Annotated in this window: 1 protein-coding gene; it reads left to right on the top strand. The window is 33.3% G+C overall.

Translation table 11 applies throughout. The features are described from left to right. A partial coding sequence (locus TP70_RS10135) for an IS3 family transposase (protein ID WP_156962281.1) occupies window positions 1-222 on the top strand: 222 nt, incomplete at its 5' end. Window positions 223-225 lie beyond the last annotated feature (3 nt).

Here is a 225-nt window from a genome sequence, read left to right as displayed (position 1 = left end):
CATATGAAAGATGAAATCAAAGGGTTGAAAGATATTCATCATTTTGAAGAATTGGCAGAACTTGTAGATGATTACATTGATTACTACAATAATGACCGTTTTCAAATGGGGCTCGCAAAGTTATCACCAAATCAATTTGAAGCATACGTTAAAACGGGAGATTATCCATTAATCCAATATCAAAATCCCCCAGCTGTTCCAATCTCTCATTATCAAAGTTAAACT

Origin of the sequence: Staphylococcus microti, assembly GCF_000934465.1 — a bacterium.
GTDB classification, from domain to species: Bacteria; Bacillota; Bacilli; order Staphylococcales; family Staphylococcaceae; genus Staphylococcus; species Staphylococcus microti.
The sequence above is the reverse complement of the archived record's forward strand: the minus strand, read 5'-3'. Positions and strand labels throughout refer to the sequence as shown.